Here is a 15,166-nt window from a genome sequence, read left to right as displayed (position 1 = left end):
GACCTATGAAACGCATATTCCTGCGGCTGAAACAGCCGCTGCGAAACGAACGGGGCGAGATCACCTTTTTCGCCTGCTTTTTTGTGGTAGGCATCGTGATGCTGATTTCCTTCCTGCTCCTGTATGCTTCCATCCGGATCACCTGCATCAACATCCGCAACGGCGCTAAAATGGAGTTAAATAATCTTAGCGGCACGATTTATGCAGATACCTACCGTTCCCAGCGTGAGACCAACTTTGAAGAGTACCTAAATACCCTTTACTCCAGCAGTGACTATACCGACATGCTGGAGGCTACAGTGGCAGGTGGCCTGGACTCCAAGATTCCGCTTTCAACGGAGGATTACAAGGTTTCCGACATCAGCCTGGATTTCAATGTTGAGGATGGACGGGTTGAGTACATCTTTTACTGTGACGTGGAGTTCTATGTGCGGATGTTCGGCCACAGTTATCCGGCTATCACCCAACGGGTGGAGCTGACAGGCTACCACAACACAAAATTCTAACAATACTGTTGAAAGCCCGGCACATTCTACCGTATAGGCTTTATATAACAGCAAAAAAGGAGTGTATGTAAAATATGAAGAAGTTTTTCCAATCCAAAGGCTTTATTGTTTCCTCGCTGGCTCTCCTCTGCGTCACTATTCTGAGTGTCTGCTGGTTCGTAAGCCGCGACCGTACCAGAGATTTTAGGCCGGATGAATCCCCACCCAGCAGCGTCACCGGCGATTGGTCAGATGGCGGCACACAGACAGATAGTGATAATGGAGCAGATGCTTATGCCCCCGGCCAATCCACAGACGCCGAAGAAGAATATCCCAAAGTAACCTCCCAAACGGAGGATGAGGTTGTGATCGACTTCACCGATACCGAAAAGCCTGAAGAAACGCCTCCTCCAGTGCCGGAAGGTAAGACCGAAATCAAAGATCCTGGTCAGGAGCATACCGTCAATCCCGACCCGTCAGTTCCGGAGGTTACTGCCCCGCCCGCCGAGCAAACACCGCCCAGCAATGAACCGGCTCCCGGCTCCAGCAACGGAAATGGAGCTGTATACGATCCGGTGTTTGGCTGGGTTGTTCCCGGAGATGTACAGCAGTCCAACGGTGACAGCGATGGGGATCTGAACAAACAGGTCGGCAATATGGGCTGATTTACTACAACTGAATATGGCACTACTTGGCCGTCACAGGATTGTGGCGGCCTTCCTATTTTCAAAAGGATTGGAGCGTGATGTATTTGAAACGACTTCTCGCCTTCCTATGCTGCTTTACCCTTGTTTTCTGTCTATTCCCCTCCTCTGCCTTTGCAACGGGCGGAAATGGAAACATAGATGGCGGAGGTGGCGGCATGGGTCAGGGCACAAGCAGCAACTTCTGGACTCCGGGTAATGATGGCGTCCGCATTACGGTTGTTGACGCATCCAGCGGAACTGCCGTATCTTCTCCTCTGGACTTTTCAAACCGGACGCAGAAGACCAGTCTTCTCCATTTTGGGAAAGTCAACAAACTGCAATACCTGAGCGGCACCGGTCTCTCCCTCCAGTCCGGCGCTGCCTATTCCTGCATTAAGCCCGCGCAGTCTATGCCCACAATCGTCAGCAGCAAGGGGCAGAGCAACATTGAAGCCATCAAACGGTATTTCTGTTCTGAATATGCATGCATGATGGTCGCTCAGGCAGCCGGAGTCGATTATGAGCGGATGATTGCCGGCGAGTACAAGCTGCTGATCGAACCCATTGCCTATTTCACACACAACGGCCAGTATTACTGTATGACAGCTACTGAAGCCGGCCTGTATGATCAGATGTCCGGCGGCAATCTGCGGAAAACCATGACCTCGCTTACCCATAAAAACCTGCCGCTGTCCATGTTCCTGGAATTCAGTGACCTTGGCATCTCCGCCTGGACAGGCAACACCACCGGGAAGCAGAACAATTCCGACATCATCAGCACCCTCGGCGTTGGTATCGTCTGGTTTGATGAAGCTCCGCCGGAAGGAGAAATTGAGGCCCCTGATGTCGAATACCGAGTAGATACGGATGTGATCACCGCCGTCACACTGCGGACGGATCAGGATCTGACGCCGGATAATCCGGCATCGGTTACCTTCCATATTCTCGGCACCACCTACCGGGTCAATGATATAGTGATCCCAGCCGGTGACAGTCAGGTAGCCTGGGTCAAATGGCATACCCCCTCCACCCCACAGACCGTGACCATTACAGTATCTGTCAGCGGCGCCTATACCGCTCAGGATACCTTTGTCGCAAAAATCGTGGATCTGAATGAGCACATTCCACCTGACCCTGTGGCAACCGACACGAATCCCGGCTACTCTGTGCCGCCCCTGCCCAGTGAAACGCAGAAGCTCACTGCCAACTGGGGCGTCTGGAGCTGCTACTGGGTGCCTGTATGGGTATGGTGCGACCACGGTGAAGATGGCGGGCACTGGGTGGATGAAGGATATTGGGAATACGAATATACGGGCTACTCCGCTTCCATCAGCGGAGAGATGTCCCTAATGCCAGACGATATTGTACCCACAGCATCCGGCAAGACGATGAAAAGCGGGTACGGCGTTAAAACCGAAGTGCGGGCAACGCTGTCCACAGATGCCCCAACCAGCCACATTACTTATCCCCAAACTGCTTTTTCCGTATTTCCTGAGTTCCAGTATCAGACCTATCTGCGGCTTCTACAGCGTTCTGGCGGCCAAAGTGCAAAATTCATCTTCAAGCCCAACGAGTTTTCCACCTATGACCGGACAGTGCATTTCACACCGCTGTGGTTCCCAGATGCCACCGACTACACCATCTATACACAGGTGTGGGATACCTGGACTCCTGACGGCATGTTATCCATCAACCTAAATGACTATGTTTCGATCCAAGGGAGCCTTTATGATGACTGGTATACCAATCGAGAATAACCTCTGGACAGCTTACCTGCTTACCATATTTTTTGTGGTGGCCGGCTTTGCTGTCTACGATGTGCTTTACAGACGGGTGCCTGACCGGGCACTCGTCTTTTTTATCCCCTTAGCTGCCCTGGCGCCGGTCCTGCAGGGGTATTTCCTGTTAAATCATGGGCTCCCGCCGCTCTTCCTCTGGCCGGTCGCTACCCATGCTTTGGTAGGCGCCCTGCTCGGCTTTTGTATTCCATTGGCAGCTGCACTGGCAACAAACGGCACTGGTCTGGGCGGCGGGGATATCAAGTTCTGCGGGATATTAGGGCTGGTCTACGGTCCTTCCGGCATGGCGCTGGTCTTTCTGACTGCAGCTGTTACCGCAATGCCTGTGATTTTTCTTCTCAGGCGGCTTTACCGAACCGGGCAGCCCCTTGCTATCCCGTTCCTGCCATTTCTCGCCTGTGGCTGCTGTACAGCGACCCTGGCCCAACTATTTTTAAGATAGGAGACAACGCTTATGAAACTGAATAACCGATTCATCTTCGGTATCCTCTCTCTGCTGTTGGCGGCAGTTATCGCCTTCGTGGCACTTCCAACCATCGCCCGTCAGACCAATGGAAAAGAGGAAATCGTCCGTATCACCCAGCCGGTATTGAAAGGCGAGCAAATCTCGTCAGAAAATGCTGAGGTGGTTGAGGTAGGAGGCTATAACCTCCCCTCCAACATCGCCCATCAGCTCTCTGATGTAAATGGTCTTTACGCTACCGCCGACTTGGCTGTGGGTGACTATATCCTTACCAGCAAGATCAGCTCTGTACCGGTTTCGTCCGATGTGGCGCTCAACAGCATCCCTTCCGGTAAGGTTGCTATCTCGCTGACCGTTAAAACACTTGCTTCCGGCCTCTCTGACAAGCTTCAGCCCGGTGACATCATCCGTATTTACCACTTTCTTGATACGGCGGCCGAAGTACCGGAACTGCGTTTTGTCAAAGTATTGTCCGTCACAGACTCAGACGGCATCAATGTGGATAATGCCAAGGAGCCCACGGAGGATGAAGAAAAGCAGCAGTCAGCCACCATCACTGTGCTGGCAAGCCCTGAACAGGCGAAGATCATTACCGGTCTTGAAAATGACGGCGTAGCTCATGTAGCTCTTATCTCCCGCAACAATGACAAACTGGCAGATGAGCTGCTTGCCAAGCAGGATAAGACTCTGCAGGAAATCTACTTCCCCGAAACTTTGATTGAGGAAGAAGCTGCAGATGCGGAAAATTCTGACGCTGAAAGTGAACCCCAGGAAACGGTAAATGCAGAGACTGCACAATCCACCAATGAAACTGCACCCTCGGCAGAATAATCAAATCAAGGAAGGAGAATCTTCGTTATGGGTAAAGTTATCACCGTCTGGGGAAGCCCCGGCAGCGGCAAATCCATATTCTGCTGTATTCTGGCAAAAGCCCTGACCCGGGACAAGCGGAAAGCCATCATTATCAATGCCGATATGAATGTCCCTATGCTGCCGGTCTGGCTGCCGGAGCAGATCATCCAAACCAACACCTCTATCGGTCAGGTTTTGAGCAGTGTGGAGATTGATACATCTCTGGTCGCCAGTCATGTGACAGTGCTGAAAAACTATCCCTTCATCGGGATGATGGGATATGCGGCAGGAGAAAACCCGCTGAGCTACCCAGAGGTCAAATATGCCATGGTACTGCAGCTCATTCATGCTGCCGCCAAGCTGGTAGATTTCGTCATTCTGGACTGCAGCACCAGCATGACCAATGTGTTCACTCCCGCCGCCATTGAAGCCGGCGATGTGGTCATCCGTATCCTCACCCCGGACCTAAAGGGCATCAACTACCTGAAAGCCCATCAACCTCTGCTTGTGGACGAGCGCTTCCGGTTTTCTGAGCATATGACATTCGCCGGTCTGGCCCGTCCCTTCCACGCCTTGGATGAAATGGGCTATATCATTGGCGGGTTTGACGGCCTGCTTCCCTACAGTAAGGAGATCGACCGCTGTGCTACCGAAGGCGGTATGTTCAAGGCTATCACCTACTGTAACCCCAAATACACTGCTTCACTGAACAAGGTACTGGAAATTCTGGAGCAAATGGAACTGGCTGAGCAGTCAGAGGAGGATGCGGCGTATGAATGTGAGGAGGATGCCGATGAGTAATTTGAATGATATATTCTTCACACCGGCCGCCAATCAGGAGCTGACCTATGACCAGGTACTGGAGGATGTACAGCGGTATTTTGCCGAAAACCATGCCTCCACCATTGCCGAAGCTGGGGAAGGCAATGCAGAGCGTGCCACAAGCCTGCTGAAAGAACTGATGGAACACTACATTGTCAAACGCAAATATGCCCTTGACGGGCTCTCTACAAAAGAACTGTGTTCCAAGCTCTATGAAGACATGGCCGGCTACTCCTTTTTAAAGAAATGGATCTATAAGCCCGGTGTTGAGGAGGTCAACATCAACGCCTACAACGACATTGAAGTGATCGAATCCAGTGGGCGCAGCATCAAGATCCCTGATAAATTCAGTTCGCCCCAGCACGCCATCGATGTGATTCGCAGGATGCTCAACGCCTGCGGCATGGTCATTGATGACACCATGCCCAGCATTGTGGGATTTCTGGACAAGAATATCCGTATTTCAGTGGACAAAACTCCCATTGTGGATGCAGATGTAGGCGTCAATGCCTCCATCCGTATTGTCAACCAGCAGACCGTCAGTGAAGAAAAACTGCTGAACTCCGGCAGTGCCACTGCTGAAATGCTTCACTTTCTGACTGCATGTATCCGCTATGGGGTGTCCGTCTGTATTGCAGGCTCCACCGGCTCCGGCAAGACCACGATCATGGCCTGGCTGCTGTCCAATGTACCCAATAACCGGCGCCTTATTACCATTGAAGAAGGCAGCCGCGAATTTGATCTGGTCAAGCGGGATGCACAGGGCAATATCCTCAATTCCGTAGTACATCTGCTGACCCGCCCCAGCGAGAACCCTGCGTTGAACATCAATCAGGATTTTCTTCTGGAGCGGGTGCTGCGTAAGCATCCGGATGTCATCGGCGTGGGTGAAATGCGGTCAGCAGCAGAAAGCCTGTCCGCAGCCGAAAGTTCCCGCACCGGCCATACCGTATGTACCACCATCCACTCCAATTCCTGCAACAGTACTTACCGCAGGATGATGACCCTTGCCAAACGCAAGTACAACATGGATGACTCCATCCTCATGCAGATCATGGTAGAGGCGTATCCCATCATCGTCTTTACCAAGCAGCTGGAGGACCGTTCCCGTAAGATCATGGAGATCATCGAGGGCGAGGACTACCAGGACGGGCGGCTGATCGCCCATTCCCTATACAAATATGAAGTGGAGGACAATGTAACTGATGACCGTGGTGAAACCCGTGTGGTAGGGCACCATAAAAAAATCGGCTTGATCTCCGATTCCTTGAAGAAAAGACTGTTGGACAATGGCATTTCCAATAAGGAATTGGAAGAATTCATGCAGCCGCCAAAGGAGGTGGGTTAATTGCAATGGATCTATCTTATCTGTTTTATCCTGCTCAGTGCCGGGCTCTTGGCTCTGTTTGGTGTGAAGCCGGGTGATTTTATTGATGCCATCTTCCGTTCACAGCGAAAATCCGCTACCTTATCGGACGAACTGAATGTTCTTCTGGGCACGCCAGCCAAGGGATTTTTTAATCAGGATTACGAACTGAAACAGATCTTGAAGGGCACTGGACGGGCTGACCGCTATGAAGCGGTAAAACGACTGTCCCTGATCCTGTTCGCTGTGGGGGCTGTGCTGGCTCTTTTGATTGGGAATGTGTACATGGTGCCCATTCTTGGTATCGGTTTTTCCCTTATACCGATCTGGTATCTGCGCAGCACCGCTGCCAGCTATAAAAAGCACCTGAATGAAGAACTGGAAACCGCTATTTCCATCATCACGACTTCCTACCTGCGTACCGAAGATCTGATCCGTTCTGTCAAGGAAAACCTGCCCTATATCAATGAGCCGGTAAAAGCCAACTTTGAAGCCTTCGTTTATGAAGCGGAACTGATCAATGCCAACATCACCAGCGCTATCAACAGCCTGAAGATGAAGATTCCCAACCGGGTCTTCCATGAATGGTGCGGCACCCTCATCCAGTGCCAGTCCGACCGCAGTATGAAGAATACCCTTCCTACCATCAACCAGAAATTCTCCGATGTGCGTGTGGTGCAGTCGGAACTGGAGGCAATGATGCAAGGACCGCGACGTGAAGCCATCACTATGATATTTCTGGTTATCGCCAATGTGCCGCTGCTCTATTTCTTGAATGAGGATTGGTTCCACACCCTTATCTTCACCACACCGGGCAAAATTGCACTGGCGATCTGCGCAGCCATCATCCTGTTTGCGCTGACCCAGATCATGAAACTGAGCAAGCCCATCGAATATGGAGGTGACAGCGTATGACCTTTCTGGCGCTCATCGCCATCATCTTCTTCGGTTTTGCCGTTTACAACCTGACCTGCGCCTTTGTGGACATCCCGACCAAGAAGACCTCACAAATGATGATGCTCTCCCGCAAACAGCAGGGCACCAAAAACGAAAAGCTACTTGATGTCTATGTGACAAAAATCGCCGGTTGGATCGCCCCTTATTTGCGGCTGGATCGGCTCAAGCGCAATAAGGTACAACGCGCTCTGGACATTGCAGGTCTGCAGCTTACCCCGGAGGTCTATACAGCCAGAGCCTGGGTAACTGCAGGGGCAGTCGGCCTGTGTGCCATCCCCATAGCATTTCTTATTCCGCTGCTGGTACCTATTTTGATTGGCCTTGCGGTGGCACTGTGGTTTTCAACCTACTATGCCGCCTTTGATTTTGTTAAAAAGCGCCGCAAACTGATTGAGGGCGAGATTCCCCGGTTTGCTTTGACTGTTGGCCAGAGCCTTGAAAATGACAGGGATGTACTTAAAATTCTGACTTCCTACCGCCGTGTGGCTGGGAAAGACTTCGGCGCTGAACTGGATCAGACCATTGCTGATATGAAGACCGGCAATTATGAAAATGCCCTCATTCGATTTGAAACCCGCATTGGCAGCCCCATGCTGTCCGATGTGATCCGTGGCCTGATTGGTGTCCTGCGCGGCGATGACCAGCGGATGTACTTCAAAATGATTACCTTCGATATGCGTCAGATCGAGCAGAACAATCTGAAAAAGGAAGCTGCCAAACGTCCCAAAAAGATCCAGCGTTACTCTATGATGATGCTGATTTGCATTATGATCATCTACCTGGTGGTGCTCTGTACCGAGGTTATGAGTTCGCTCGGGGCGTTCTTTGGCTAATTGGTATCTGCCATGGTACTTCCGGGCGTTTTCATACCTGCTCCTCATATGGAAGACAGATACATAGGGAGGTGAGCATTTGTACCCACGCGATTTTCCATAGCGGTAGGCACATCATTTCTTTTCATCTGAACTGAGCCGAGCTGCTTCATCAGCCCGGCTCCATTTTTTACAGGAGAATGCCTATGCCCAAAAAGAAATTTTATCCGCCGAATGATACCGGCACCAAAAAGCGCCGCTTCCGCTGCTTGCTGTTCCAGCGACCTAAAGCATATCCGAACCGGCCCCGTTCCAACAAAAACAACCTGATCAAGCCTATCCGCCGCGCTTAACAGGCGGTGGACTTGATATACCCATCCACTCAACCATCAATCAAACATATAACAGGAGGTTACCCATGAGAAAATTCACGACCCGTATCTATACCAAAGCCAACTATCTGCTCAACCTCGGCCGTATGGCATTGTCCAATCAGCGCGGCGATTTTTACATTTCGGACGCCGTCAAGATCATTATCGCCGTAGTTTTGGGTGCGCTGCTCCTGGCGGCTCTGACCCTCATCTTCAACGATACGGTCATCCCCCGCATCACTGAGGAGATTGAAAGTCTGTTCTCCTAAGCACCAAATCAGGGGCCAGTTTGCAGAACTTCTGCAGCTGGCCCCCTTTTTTATTTGTAGATAACGAATAACGGAGGTGAAAGCATGAATCAAAAACCGTGTCAGTTCTATTCCTTTCTGCAAGCAGTCCGGGGTAACTGGCGCAACGCCCTGTTCATCCGCTGCAGCGGTTCACTTTGTCCAATGATCCGGCAGGCATCCTGTGAGGGGTTCCTGATGGCAACAGACGCAAGCTGTCAGCCGATCTTTCTGTCCGTCCAGACAGTGCGGAAGCTGAGTGGAGAAGCAGTGGACCCCGAAGAATGCTCTGCAATTCTGGAGTGCCGCTCGTTCCGGACTGCTTATACCAAGTTTCTGGAATGGCATACCTCTTCGGACCATGTATGTCCGTTTTTACAGCTATGCCCAGACCGGGATACCTACTTCGGATGATTCTGCCTGTTAAGACGCAATGCCGCCGTCATCGGCGCGTAATGGAGGTGATTTTATTGAAACAAAAGCAAATCAAATGTCCTTATTGTCATGCTCACGCTTCTCTTCGGCCTGCAAGCCTTGTGTATGGATCTACTCCACAGACCAGAGGAAAATTTCTGTATGTCTGCGACAGATGGCCGGCCTGCAATGCCTATGTCAGTGCTCATGAGCGCACATTGCTCCCCATGGGGACACTGGCGAATGGCGATCTGCGCCACAAACGCATTCTGGCCCATCGTGCCCTAAAAAAACTGCAGCAGGACTGCCATATGGAAAAATGGGAGGTCTATATCTGGCTGCAAGCCAAACTGGGGCTGGATGCACACCAGACCCACATCGGCCAGTTTTCCGAATATATGTGCGAGCAAGTCATTTCCCTCTGTCAGCAGGCTCCGGCGTACACATCCGGGCGTGCTGCCTGAACGGAGGTGAAGCCTGATGAAGCAAAACTTTAAGCTTACCAAAGACCAGCAGACACTGGTAGAAAAAAACCTATCCATCGTTCACTGGGTCATTGTCAACAACATCCATGTAAATCCCGGCATCTGTGGTCTGGAGTATGGAGATCTGTTTCAGGAAGGATGCCTGTGGCTCTGCAAGGCCGCTTTTACCTACAATGCCGGACAGGCGCAGTTTTCAACCTACGCCAAAAAGGTTGTGAAAAATGGACTCCTCTCCTACTGCCGAAAAATCTGTAGTCAGGGGCGGCACATCAGTCGACTGATCATCGGAGAACAGGGCGAGCTGGCCGCAGATGGAGATCAGGTAGACCAGCCGGATGACCATTTTGACTCCCACCTTTCTCGTCTGGAGACCCTTGATCTGCTGGAAGCCAGCAAACAGAACTATCAGGGCGTTGCCAGACTTGGCATCGAAGCACTGGCGCTGAAGGTTCAGGGAATGCGCATTACAGACATCGCCGCCCTCTATCAAGTCCCTCCTTCCCATGTGGGCGCCTGGATCTCCCGCTCCCTGGAAAAACTTCGCAATGACCCTGACTTTTTAACCTGCCTACTTTGATCTGTTGAAAATCAGCATCAGCAACAGTAAGGGATATGTATAAGAAGGAGGTATCGAAATATGGCAATCAAAACCCTATACACTGCGGTCGGCCGGTTTGAACGAAGGACAAACGGCTGCAACCGCAGTTGTCCAATCATCCTGTTAGGCGGTCAGGAGTACATGGCCGATATGCAGGAAATGGTGATTTGGAGCATGCTCAACTGGAGAATCCTGCGCTGGGATGACATCGCACAAGAATACGAAAAGCTAGCCACCGCATCCGGTTACTGTACCGAGCGTTCTTGGGAAGACTGTACAAACCGACTGCTTACCCGCGGTCTTCTGGTATCCGGCAGTGGTGAAACAGAATACGATGCTTTGTATGACCTGCTTGGTTCGCTCAGCATTATCCCAACCAGCGGACCGTTCTTCCTCCGGCTCGCCTCTTTTGTCAAGCTGACGCTGCTGGCACATGTTCCGGTATCCGCTGCGCGGAAACTGTTCCAGAAAGATAAACGCACCAAATACGAAGCTCTGGTCATGCGCCTTGCCGGACAAGCCCTGCTCTCCACTGCAGAGATCATCAAGTGCATAGATAAAAATATTTCCCGCCTCCCCAATGAATGTGCGCTTTTGGATTCCCTATACGGAGATGAAACAACCACCAGTGACAACATTGCCAGCATGGTCAAAGTCAGCCAGAGCAGCAAACCGGTGACATTAGCCGTTGCCAATCTGTATCTGCGGCAGCAGATTATCTTTGAGAGGGTCTGAGCATGATGGAACAATGGATTCTTTTTCCCACCGTATTGCAACGAAAGTTTCTGCTTACCCTGCTGGCCGGAATCGCCAGTGCGGGAATCAGCGCCATCATCTGCGTGGCGACAAAAGATCATATCCTGCTGTCATTGGGGATTATCGTACTCTGCGCCTGTCTTATATCCTGTCGAGGGATCTGGGCGACTGCCACACATAAGAACTACGAGGTGGTGGAAGGCATCTGCGCCGGTATCAGTACACCCATGCTCCGCCGTTACCGCAAAGTGCATTTGATAGACAGCCATGGCACAGAGATCACACTGCTTCTCAGCAAATCGGCCCGACTTAAAATAGGCTCACCCTACCGATTTTACTTTCAGAAAGGGGCGCGGCCTGCCGTGGGAAATGAATATCTAGATGCAGCTCTGTCTACCAATAATTTTCTCGGCTATGAGGAAAATAATGGAGCAAATAAAGATACTGTTTAATCTACAGCATAAACAACATTAGTAAGTCCTGATTTCCTTACTTCTCCGGAATATCTGCCAATCGCAATAATCAATGGAATCTGATCGTCCATATAACTATTCATAGCAGATATCGAAATTGTTCCATCTGAACGAGTTGTCACATAATCACCAGATGGAGCGCCGGTATCTGGTGGACTCTTCCCAAACTGCGAAAGAACGGAAATGGCTGGAAGCCCGGAATCAGGAATTTGACGGGATGTTTTTAAGCCTGCACACCGATAAGGACAAAGGCCTCCTGACCGAACAGCGATTTTTGAAGCTGATGGCGGCGCTGGAACAGGAGCAGAAAACCAGCCAGAAACGCCTGCACGACCTATCCATGAGGCAGAGCCGGGCGGGCGCACAGAAAAGCCATGACCGAACCTTTATCAAGGAAATCCGGTGCTATACCACCATTGAGGAACTGGACGAGTCCGTACTGAACCGGTTTATCAGCAAAATCCTGATTGGCGAGGTTAAGAAGGTGGACGGACAGAAGGTACAGAAAGTTAGAATTATGTATAACTTTGTCGGGGAAATCCCGGAGATTGCAGCGTAAATAGTTTGCCCCATCTCTCAACCATTGAGGGATGGGGCTTTTATTGTGGATAAAGCGATTTGTCTGAACGATAGTATTATCCCATATAATCCGTTCGCAGTGCTTCTACCAGATCACATTTCAAGATTTTCTTGCCACCAAGGTAATATGCCAGTGCGACAAAGCCAAAAAGTGCCACGATAAAAAGCAGGATAGGAACAATGGGAGCCATTGCTAAAAATTCCATTGGATTCAGGTAACTTGCCGTTATCATCAACCACACAAACACAACCGTAATCGGCAACGTGATCAGAACAGGGCGACCCGCTATAACGAGGGCCTCGATCCAAAACATTTTTCGCATACCTTCTGGCGTCATGCCAATGGACATATATCTCGCAAATTCTCTTTTCCTTTGCCGGATAAATCCCAACGTGTTGGAAAATACATTAGCGATTCCGATGAAGGCCAGCAGCACACACAATGCCCCAATTATCAGTTTGTATCCGTTTAGCATGGCATCATTGTCTATCTTTTCCTGTATCCGGTTTTCTACCTCGAAAGAAATGTCATGCCCCAGCACATTCGTCAACTCTGTTTCAATCATGCTCAGTTCTGGCAGGGTTCTTTCTTTTTCTGAAAGAATGCGGATATAGGTGTCTGGTTCAGCATTTCCAATCGTCTCTCCGATTTGTTTCCAGGTGGAAAGGGACACAAATTGGACTAAAGCATAGTTATCATATTCTTCTCTCAAAACCGGTGGTTCCTGTGTAAAGCCCAAAACCGGGATCTCCACAGACGCAGCCGCATCTTCCAGGTTTTGCAAAGTCATCGTATCCTGGTTCTCGGATAAAAACGGAACGTATTCCTTGTATCTGAAATTGCTGTTTATGTTGTCCCAAATACGATTCAAAACAATGCTCCCGTTTTCCGCTGAAGAAACGCCAATCTGCTCACAGTACATGGCAAAGCTGTTATCATCCATGATTACAATAGGAGCCTGAATGGTATAAATCCCATCCACCATACTGACATTACTTCCGGCGATTGTTTCAAGGCCTCCCAGACTTTTTACTTCTTCGCTGACAGCGTCCGTTGGAACAGAACAAACGGCGGTTGCCTTTTGATAAATCACACTGTCTGTATCAGTTAAAGCATGGATTTCTTCCGTATGAGAAAAGTCCTCGATCTTTGTGTCCTCAAGCGTTGCCATCACATCCCAGGCATCCTGGTAGCGTTCAAAATAGGTATGGTTTGTACTGATTCCAGAGAGAGTAAAAAAACTCAGCATGAGAGCAAAGCCCAGAAAAGAAAGGGTTAATGACAGCGTAGCGGTTCTCAGAGATTTCTTCTGTGCTTTCAGCGCATTCCCGGCAAGTTCCCCTTCGGTTCCAAATAAAAGCGCAAGAATACGGGATTTTTTTCTCCGTTTTAGCTGCAATTCCCCAGTGTTTTTTATGGCTTCCAGTGGGGTTATCTTGCTCAATTTTCTGGCTGGCAGCCAGGCAGAAATCAGCACCGTCAAAAACGAGGTCAGAATCGTGACTGCAAACACGAGCGGATGATAGGTAAAGGCAGCTTCATGCCTGCCGACAATACCATCGGCGAGGATATTGACTGCTTGGATGGCCCCGAAAGTCAAAGCGATTCCGACAAAACTTCCGAGCAATATAGGAAGTACACAAAGCATCGCCGCTTCCTGTAAAAGACAGGTACGAATTTGCCCCGGTGTCGCCCCAATGCTGGAAAAGATGCCAAACTGATGTACACGGGCATTCATCGATACAGCAAACGAGTTATGAATGATTAAAATCAAAGACACCGATACAAGTAGGAGTACAAAGAGATAAAAAGCCATCAATAAGGGAGGATTGCTGTTCTGTGGATCGTTGATAAAATAACTTGACAACAGCGATTCATGATACGATACGGAAGTTTCAGGAACGCCTAACTGCTGGGCGATAAGAGGCATATCCTGATACACAGCCCTCATGTCATCAAAGCAAATATCGACTACAAGAGTTTGTTCGTCTGATAAATCCTCATTGATTGCCGCCGTTTTTACATTGGCGAAATTTTCAATTTCGGACAATTCATCTTCTTCGAGCGCCCCGCTGATGCGTCCCTGCCAGTTTCCTTCTTCTAAAACAACGGATTCTATTTCATAATTCCAGAAATTATAAAACAAACCGCACAATAAAGAGAGAAACAGAGCAGAAATAAACGCCGCCACCAGAACGGATACGCTGGAAGCCCGATTCTTTTTGATGAATCCTATCGAATAGTCTTTCCACATATCCTTACCTCCGTTTCTGATCGCTGATGATCTTCCCATCCTCTATGGTGATAATACGATCCGCCTCCAGTGCAATCTTTTCATCATGGGTAATCAAAAGAATCGTCTGTTCTAGGTTACGGTTAGATAATTTCAGCAAGTCAATGATTTCATCTCCGTTTTTCCGATCCAGGTTGCCGGTCGGTTCATCAGCAAGCAAGAGCGCCGGACGATAAATCAAAGAACGAGCGATGGCAACACGCTGCTGCTGCCCGCCGGATAGTTGGCTGGGCAGTGCTTCCAGTTTATCTTCGATTCCCAGCGAATGTACAATCTGCTCAAAGTATTCTTTATTGGGTTTGCGCTTGTCTAACAGGAGCGGCATGAGAATATTTTTTCGGACGGTAAGGGTGGGGATAAGATTATAAAACTGATAAACCAGCCCGACCTTTCTACGCCGGAAAATGGCTGCCTGTGTTCGGTTCATGGCAGATAATTCTGTTCCCTCGATAAGGACTTTCCCTTCTGTTGGCTTATCCACACTTCCCAAAATGTGCAACAAGGTGGATTTTCCTGAACCGGATGCCCCTACGATTGCTACAAATTCCCCTTTTTGTACGGACAGGTCAATGTGATCCAATGCCACAACTTGATTGTTTCCAGAGCCATATACCTTTCGGACATTTTCACATTTTAGTATTTCCATGTCACTTTCTCCTCTCTACTG

General features: G+C 49.8%; 19 protein-coding genes. 17 read left to right on the top strand and 2 right to left on the bottom strand.

The features are described 5' to 3' along the window. Positions 1-5 precede the first annotated feature (5 nt). The 17 genes from PGS25_RS02945 (at position 6) to PGS25_RS02865 (ending at position 12,185) form a co-directional block, all read left to right on the top strand. Positions 6-506 carry a hypothetical protein gene (locus PGS25_RS02945; protein ID WP_154255935.1) on the top strand — a complete coding sequence of 167 codons (501 nt, stop codon included), beginning with the start codon at positions 6-8 and terminating at the stop codon, positions 504-506. Between the two features lie 74 nt (positions 507-580). Continuing rightward, positions 581-1,150, top strand: coding sequence for a DUF6550 family protein (locus PGS25_RS02940; RefSeq protein WP_270417666.1), 570 nt, complete (start codon positions 581-583; stop codon positions 1,148-1,150). An 80-nt stretch (positions 1,151-1,230) separates the two neighbouring features. Then, positions 1,231-2,928, top strand: a complete 1,698-nt coding sequence (locus tag PGS25_RS02935; protein WP_270417665.1) for a hypothetical protein — start codon at positions 1,231-1,233, stop codon at positions 2,926-2,928. Beyond that, positions 2,900-3,412, top strand: coding sequence for a prepilin peptidase (locus PGS25_RS02930; protein WP_003499633.1), 513 nt, complete (start codon positions 2,900-2,902; stop codon positions 3,410-3,412). Before PGS25_RS02935 ends, PGS25_RS02930 begins: the two co-directional genes overlap by 29 nt. A gap of 12 nt (positions 3,413-3,424) precedes the next feature. Continuing rightward, a complete protein-coding gene (gene cpaB, locus PGS25_RS02925) occupies positions 3,425-4,264 on the top strand; it encodes a Flp pilus assembly protein CpaB (RefSeq protein ID WP_118502046.1) in 840 nt (279 codons plus the stop codon). 27 nt (positions 4,265-4,291) lie between these two features. After that, positions 4,292-5,086 carry a hypothetical protein gene (locus PGS25_RS02920; protein WP_118502044.1) on the top strand — a complete coding sequence of 265 codons (795 nt, stop codon included), beginning with the start codon at positions 4,292-4,294 and terminating at the stop codon, positions 5,084-5,086. Then, positions 5,079-6,455, top strand: coding sequence for a CpaF/VirB11 family protein (locus PGS25_RS02915; protein ID WP_029465907.1), 1,377 nt, complete (start codon positions 5,079-5,081; stop codon positions 6,453-6,455). The genes PGS25_RS02920 and PGS25_RS02915 overlap by 8 nt, the downstream gene beginning before the upstream one ends. Further along, positions 6,456-7,388, top strand: coding sequence for a type II secretion system F family protein (locus tag PGS25_RS02910; RefSeq protein ID WP_050624193.1), 933 nt, complete (start codon positions 6,456-6,458; stop codon positions 7,386-7,388). Next, the gene (locus PGS25_RS02905; protein WP_270417664.1) at positions 7,385-8,263 is read left to right on the top strand and encodes a hypothetical protein; all 879 of its coding nucleotides are present in this window, start codon (positions 7,385-7,387) and stop codon (positions 8,261-8,263) included. The genes PGS25_RS02910 and PGS25_RS02905 overlap by 4 nt, the downstream gene beginning before the upstream one ends. 185 nt (positions 8,264-8,448) lie before the next feature. Beyond that, positions 8,449-8,595, top strand: a complete 147-nt coding sequence (locus PGS25_RS02900; RefSeq protein ID WP_006873413.1) for a hypothetical protein — start codon at positions 8,449-8,451, stop codon at positions 8,593-8,595. 65 nt (positions 8,596-8,660) lie between these two features. Next, positions 8,661-8,882: a DUF6133 family protein gene (locus tag PGS25_RS02895; protein ID WP_270417663.1), complete on the top strand. Its 222-nt coding sequence runs from the start codon at positions 8,661-8,663 to the stop codon at positions 8,880-8,882. Positions 8,883-8,966: 84 nt separating this feature from the next. Continuing rightward, positions 8,967-9,314, top strand: a complete 348-nt coding sequence (locus PGS25_RS02890) for a hypothetical protein (RefSeq protein ID WP_270417662.1) — start codon at positions 8,967-8,969, stop codon at positions 9,312-9,314. Between the two features lie 47 nt (positions 9,315-9,361). After that, a complete protein-coding gene (locus PGS25_RS02885) occupies positions 9,362-9,778 on the top strand; it encodes a zinc-finger-containing protein (RefSeq protein WP_238117715.1) in 417 nt (138 codons plus the stop codon). 16 nt (positions 9,779-9,794) lie between these two features. Continuing rightward, on the top strand, positions 9,795-10,376 hold the full coding sequence (locus PGS25_RS02880) for a sigma-70 family RNA polymerase sigma factor (RefSeq protein ID WP_270417661.1): 582 nt from the start codon (positions 9,795-9,797) through the stop codon (positions 10,374-10,376). A gap of 60 nt (positions 10,377-10,436) precedes the next feature. Next, the gene (locus PGS25_RS02875; protein ID WP_270417660.1) at positions 10,437-11,132 is read left to right on the top strand and encodes a hypothetical protein; all 696 of its coding nucleotides are present in this window, start codon (positions 10,437-10,439) and stop codon (positions 11,130-11,132) included. A gap of 2 nt (positions 11,133-11,134) precedes the next feature. Continuing rightward, positions 11,135-11,605, top strand: a complete 471-nt coding sequence (locus PGS25_RS02870) for a hypothetical protein (protein WP_347060270.1) — start codon at positions 11,135-11,137, stop codon at positions 11,603-11,605. Positions 11,606-11,723: 118 nt separating this feature from the next. Further along, complete coding sequence (locus tag PGS25_RS02865) at positions 11,724-12,185, top strand: DUF4368 domain-containing protein (RefSeq protein WP_270417659.1); 462 nt, start codon at positions 11,724-11,726, stop codon at positions 12,183-12,185. A gap of 76 nt (positions 12,186-12,261) precedes the next feature. Here PGS25_RS02865 and PGS25_RS02860 read toward each other — a convergent pair whose 3' ends face one another. Both PGS25_RS02860 and PGS25_RS02855 read right to left on the bottom strand, forming a co-directional pair. Continuing rightward, positions 12,262-14,460, bottom strand: coding sequence for an ABC transporter permease (locus tag PGS25_RS02860; protein ID WP_270417658.1), 2,199 nt, complete (start codon positions 14,458-14,460; stop codon positions 12,262-12,264). Positions 14,461-14,464: 4 nt separating this feature from the next. Next, positions 14,465-15,145, bottom strand: coding sequence for an ABC transporter ATP-binding protein (locus tag PGS25_RS02855; protein WP_122644603.1), 681 nt, complete (start codon positions 15,143-15,145; stop codon positions 14,465-14,467). Positions 15,146-15,166 lie beyond the last annotated feature (21 nt).

It is taken from the genome of Butyricicoccus sp. AM78-15b2TA (assembly GCF_027665985.1).
GTDB lineage: Bacteria > Bacillota > Clostridia > Oscillospirales > Butyricicoccaceae > Agathobaculum > Agathobaculum butyriciproducens.
Note: the sequence above shows the minus strand (reverse complement) of the source record. Positions and strands in the feature narration are given on the sequence as shown.

Excerpts from the sequence above, each read along its gene's own strand:
- PGS25_RS02880 (WP_270417661.1), top strand. The coding sequence starts at position 9,795 with ATGAAGCAAAACTTTAAGCTTACCAAAGACCAGCAGACACTGGTAGAA.
- PGS25_RS02940 (WP_270417666.1), top strand. The coding sequence starts at position 581 with ATGAAGAAGTTTTTCCAATCCAAAGGCTTTATTGTTTCCTCGCTGGCT.
- PGS25_RS02905 (WP_270417664.1), top strand. The coding sequence starts at position 7,385 with ATGACCTTTCTGGCGCTCATCGCCATCATCTTCTTCGGTTTTGCCGTT.
- PGS25_RS02855 (WP_122644603.1), bottom strand. The coding sequence starts at position 15,145 with ATGGAAATACTAAAATGTGAAAATGTCCGAAAGGTATATGGCTCTGGA.
- PGS25_RS02920 (WP_118502044.1), top strand. The coding sequence starts at position 4,292 with ATGGGTAAAGTTATCACCGTCTGGGGAAGCCCCGGCAGCGGCAAATCC.
- PGS25_RS02895 (WP_270417663.1), top strand. The coding sequence starts at position 8,661 with ATGAGAAAATTCACGACCCGTATCTATACCAAAGCCAACTATCTGCTC.
- PGS25_RS02935 (WP_270417665.1), top strand. The coding sequence starts at position 1,231 with ATGTATTTGAAACGACTTCTCGCCTTCCTATGCTGCTTTACCCTTGTT.
- PGS25_RS02945 (WP_154255935.1), top strand. The coding sequence starts at position 6 with ATGAAACGCATATTCCTGCGGCTGAAACAGCCGCTGCGAAACGAACGG.
- PGS25_RS02930 (WP_003499633.1), top strand. The coding sequence starts at position 2,900 with ATGATGACTGGTATACCAATCGAGAATAACCTCTGGACAGCTTACCTG.
- PGS25_RS02860 (WP_270417658.1), bottom strand. The coding sequence starts at position 14,460 with ATGTGGAAAGACTATTCGATAGGATTCATCAAAAAGAATCGGGCTTCC.
- cpaB (WP_118502046.1), top strand. The coding sequence starts at position 3,425 with ATGAAACTGAATAACCGATTCATCTTCGGTATCCTCTCTCTGCTGTTG.
- PGS25_RS02900 (WP_006873413.1), top strand. The coding sequence starts at position 8,449 with ATGCCCAAAAAGAAATTTTATCCGCCGAATGATACCGGCACCAAAAAG.
- PGS25_RS02875 (WP_270417660.1), top strand. The coding sequence starts at position 10,437 with ATGGCAATCAAAACCCTATACACTGCGGTCGGCCGGTTTGAACGAAGG.
- PGS25_RS02915 (WP_029465907.1), top strand. The coding sequence starts at position 5,079 with ATGAGTAATTTGAATGATATATTCTTCACACCGGCCGCCAATCAGGAG.
- PGS25_RS02870 (WP_347060270.1), top strand. The coding sequence starts at position 11,135 with ATGATGGAACAATGGATTCTTTTTCCCACCGTATTGCAACGAAAGTTT.
- PGS25_RS02890 (WP_270417662.1), top strand. The coding sequence starts at position 8,967 with ATGAATCAAAAACCGTGTCAGTTCTATTCCTTTCTGCAAGCAGTCCGG.